This window comes from Methylobacterium nigriterrae, assembly GCF_037106235.1.
Taxonomy (GTDB): domain Bacteria; phylum Pseudomonadota; class Alphaproteobacteria; order Rhizobiales; family Beijerinckiaceae; genus Methylobacterium; species Methylobacterium nigriterrae.
Window position 1 is genome coordinate 1 of record NZ_JBAWTG010000941.1, and the last position, 265, is coordinate 265.

Genomic DNA, 265 nt, shown 5'->3' on the forward strand with positions numbered 1-265 from the left:
GTGGCGATTCCCGTCGACTCACCATACCGTACGACCGATCCGTTGACGAAATCGACCTCGGTGACCGAACCTTTTTCCAGGCTTTGCAGCATCGAGGCCTTGAAGCCGTAGGGCAGCCCTGCGGACGCCATGTCCCAGGCCTGCTCGGCCTGTGTGATGGACAGGCGGATATGCATGGCGTGAGCGATCTCCATTGCCTCGGCGACGGCCGCCACCGCCGTGGCCTTCAGCAGCGGCTCGTCGTAGAGCTGGCCATAGGTGAGGC

At 63.4% G+C, this 265-nt stretch carries 1 protein-coding gene; it reads right to left on the minus strand.

The window, feature by feature from the left end:
- The coding region (locus WDW90_RS39780; RefSeq protein WP_336493079.1) for a ketopantoate reductase family protein at positions 1 to 265 on the minus strand (265 nt) is incomplete at both ends.